General features: G+C 68.5%; 4 protein-coding genes. 1 reads left to right on the forward strand and 3 read right to left on the reverse strand.

Annotated elements, in window-relative coordinates:
* Positions 1–293: 293 nt before the first annotated feature.
* Together Y706_RS0106995 and Y706_RS0107005 are read right to left on the reverse strand one after the other, a co-directional pair.
* Entirely contained in the window at positions 294–764 is a 471-nt protein-coding gene (locus Y706_RS0106995; RefSeq protein WP_028276039.1) for a DUF4395 domain-containing protein, read from the reverse strand.
* Between the two features lie 227 nt (positions 765–991).
* Positions 992–2008, reverse strand: coding sequence for a 3'-5' exonuclease (locus Y706_RS0107005; RefSeq protein WP_028276040.1), 1017 nt, complete (start codon positions 2006–2008; stop codon positions 992–994).
* Positions 2009–2123: 115 nt separating this feature from the next.
* On the opposite strand from Y706_RS0107005, the gene Y706_RS0107010 reads away from it, so the two are divergent.
* Positions 2124–2891, forward strand: a complete 768-nt coding sequence (locus Y706_RS0107010; protein WP_028276041.1) for a VTT domain-containing protein — start codon at positions 2124–2126, stop codon at positions 2889–2891.
* A gap of 88 nt (positions 2892–2979) precedes the next feature.
* Here Y706_RS0107010 and rdgB read toward each other — a convergent pair.
* Positions 2980–3591, reverse strand: a 612-nt coding sequence (gene rdgB, locus Y706_RS0107015; protein WP_028276042.1) for an RdgB/HAM1 family non-canonical purine NTP pyrophosphatase, incomplete at its 5' end; no start/stop codon positions are given.

Below are 3591 nucleotides of genomic sequence, written 5' to 3' on the forward strand. Positions count from 1 at the left end.
TTGCCACCATGTTTCACCCGTCAGAGCCTCCGGAGGACATCTCCGCCCCTGACGGCAGCGCCCAGGGACATGTCCGGTCGCCCCATGGCTCGAAGGACATGTCCATCCCCAGGCCGCGGCATCCTCAGGACATGCCCATTTCAGGCGGCGGGGACTGGACATATTGCCACTATGTCCACCCGTCAGAGCCTCCGGAGGACGTGTCCCCTGGCGGCAGAGCACCCAAGGACATGTCCGTCCCTGGCGGCCGCTTCGGCGGAACCCAGGCGCCGCGGACCTAAGCGCCCCGGATCCTAGGCGCCGCGGAGCGAGATGTTGTTGCAGGCTTCGCAGACGTCCTCGGGGATGAGCCCGCGGCGCTGCAGGAAGCCGAAAATGGTGCAGCCGAGGCAGAACCCGGCGAACGCCTCAAGGGACGCGGCGGCGATCAGCACGGCGAGCAGCACCCACGCCGCCGGAGCGAGGCCGGCGGCCAGCAGCACCGCCGACGCCGTCGACACGGCAGCGCCGATGCCCTGGGCGAACCGCTTGGGCGGACCGGGGACAAGACGGGTCCGCCCGAGCCAGGGCGTCAGGACCTTGACCGAGAGCTGGGCCAGGGGCGAGATCCGGGGACCGAACAGCACGCGCAGCCAGAAACCGGCCGCGATGACGGCGAGCCCCCACCCGAAACCGGTCAGCAGGGTCACGGCGGACAGCGCCACCACCAGGGCCGCGGTGATGCGGGCGGCGTACTCATTCACCGGGTTCGGAAACGCGAACACCCGATGCCAGTCAATTCCGCGCGTCGCCGGTGCTGACTTCGCGGGCGCCGACGACGCCGAGTCCGCTGGCATTGACGCCGACGGCGCTGACTTGGCCGGCGCTGTGGGCACCTGTGCATCCGTGGGTTTGCTCATCCGCCAAGGCTACGAGCGGGCGCGCCGTGGGAGGAATGATTGTTGCGCCGTGTGACCGCCGGACAGGCAGAACCCGGACAGGCAGGACCGGGTCAGGCAGGTACGGCAGCCAGATGTCCGCCGACCATCTGGAGGAATTCACCCTCGGACAGGACCTCGATGCGTTGCCCGCGTTCGTGCAGTTCCAGGACGCGGCGCGCCTTGCCTGTCAACCGGCCGGAGCGCAGGTCCGCGGCCACAAAGCCGTCGCCCACCACCAGAACGGTAGTACGGGCTGTCACCCGGCTTTCGGGCCTGGCGCCAAGTTCTGCGGAACGGACCTTGGCTTCGGGGCGGGGAATCGCCAGTTCGCCGGTGAACACGACGGTCTGGCCGAACAGCGGATGGTCGGGGCTGGCGGCGGCGTTGGGTGTCGGGTTGGGGCCTTCCTCCGGCCACCCGGCCACGAAGCGCCGGCCCGGAGGCGCGCCGTTTGTTCCCCCGGCGAGCGCCTCCATTGCGGCCAGGGTGGCCTTGGACAGCGGGTCGCGCCGGGGGTCGAACGCCGGCTGGTGGGACACCGTCAGGCCGAGGGACAGGTAGAGTTCCGCGATGCTTGCTGCCCCGTTGCGGGCGGCGATGTCGATCAGGATGCCGGCGCAGGCCCGGGCGTCCTCGGCGGCATCATGGTGGTTGATCAGCGGGACCCCGGCCTCCTCGGCGGCGTAGGGCAGCGAATTGGACACCAGGGAGTAGCAGCGCCGGGACAATATCACCGTGCAGACGTAGTCGTAGGCGGGTCCGGGCATCCCGGAGACCTCCAGGCCGGAGCGGATCACACCGAGATCGAACCCTGCATTGTGGGCCGCCAGCACGTCGCCGCCGATGAACGCGCCGATCTCCGGGAACAGCTCCCCGAACCGCGGCAGTCCCGCCACCTGGTCCGGCCGGATGCCGTGGATCCGGACGTTGTGGTGGTCGAAGGTGTCATGGTTTTCCGGTGGCCGCATGAGCCAGGAGGCTTCCTCGACGACGACGCCGCCGCGGACCTTGCTCAGGCCAACAGCGCACGGTGAACCGCGGAAGCCGTTCGCGGTCTCAAAGTCGATCGCCGTAAAGTCCAAAGTCACGGCCCAACTTTACCGCCCGCGGACGGATCCTCCCGCACCGGGAACGGTCCCCGGGGCTGGGCTCCCGGGCCTGCAGCCTGCCGTCAAGTACCCTTAACAGGTGAACGTACTAGCAATGAGCGACCTCGCCGTGTCCGCCCTTGGCGGCGCCGGCCCCGTCCAGCCGCACCTGGCCTCCTTCCTGCCGGACTGGCTCAACCCCCAAGTTTTCCTGGCGAATCCGGCCTTCGCGCCGTGGGTGGTCCTGCTGGTCTGCGGCATCATATTTGCCGAGACCGGGCTGCTGATCGGATTCTTCCTGCCTGGGGACTCCATGCTGTTCACTGCCGGGCTGCTCGTGGCCACCGGCACCATCCAGGTCAACATCTGGGTCCTGACCGCGCTCATCATCGTCGCCGCGATCATCGGCAACCAGGTGGGCTACCTGATTGGGTCCAAGGCGGGACCTGCCCTGTTCAACAGGCCCAACTCCAAGCTGTTCAAGCGTGAAAACGTGGATAGTGCGCATGCGTTCTTCGAAAAGCACGGCGGCAAGGCCCTGATCCTGGCCCGGTTCGTTCCGATCATCCGCACCTTCGTCCCGGTGATCGTGGGCGTTGCGCAGATGAGCAAACGCAAATTCTTCACCTACAACGTGATCGGCGCGGTGCTGTGGGGCGGCGGCGTCACGCTCCTGGGTTACCTGCTCGGGGACAAAGTGCCGTGGGTCAAGGACAACCTGGACATCATCTTCATCGCCATCGTGCTGGTCTCCGTGATCCCGATCGCCATCGAGGTCATCCGGGGCGCCATCGCCAGGCGCCAGGCCGAGAAGTACGGCACGGACGTCGTGGACGAATTCATCGAAGAGCATGAGCCCGAAGAAGAGCGCCGGACCCCGTAGCGCAGTGCCGCAGTAAACGCAGCAGTTAACAAGGAAGGCGCCCCACCGTGTGGGGCGCCTTCCTTCGTCCTGAGCCTGGTTGGGCCGGCTACTTCCCGGCCAGGGCCTCGACGATGGCCGGCAGGAGCGCCCGGAACGCATGGCCCCGGTGGCTGATGGCGTTCTTCTCCTCGGAACTGAGCTCGGCGCAACTGCGGTCCAGCCCGTTCGGCTGCAGGACGGGGTCATAGCCGAAGCCGCCCTCCCCGCGCGGCTCCCGCAGGAGTGTCCCTTCCAGCTGCCCGTATTCCACGACTTCCCGGCCGCCGTCGGGCGAGGACCCGGGCACCGCCAGCGCTGCTGCGCACACGAACGCGGCCCCGCGGTACTCGTCCGGCACGTCGGCCAGCTGGGCGAGCAGCAGCTGCAGGTTCGCGGCGTCGTCGCCGTGCCGGCCGGACCAGCGCGCCGAGAATATCCCAGGCGCGCCGCCGAGGACGTCCACGGCCAGTCCGGAGTCGTCGGCGATCGCCACGAGCCCCGTGGCCTCGGCCACCGCCCGGGCCTTGAGCAGCGAGTTTTCGGCGAAGGTTACGCCGGTCTCGGCGACGTCGGGGGCACCGACGGCGCCGGCGTCCACCACCTGCGTGTCGACGTCGAGCCCGGGAACCTGGCCGCGGAGCAGCTCACGGAGTTCCCGGAGCTTGCCTTTGTTGTGGGT

This window comes from Arthrobacter sp. I3, assembly GCF_000520575.1.
In the GTDB taxonomy this organism is placed as follows: Bacteria; Actinomycetota; Actinomycetes; order Actinomycetales; family Micrococcaceae; genus Arthrobacter; species Arthrobacter humicola_A.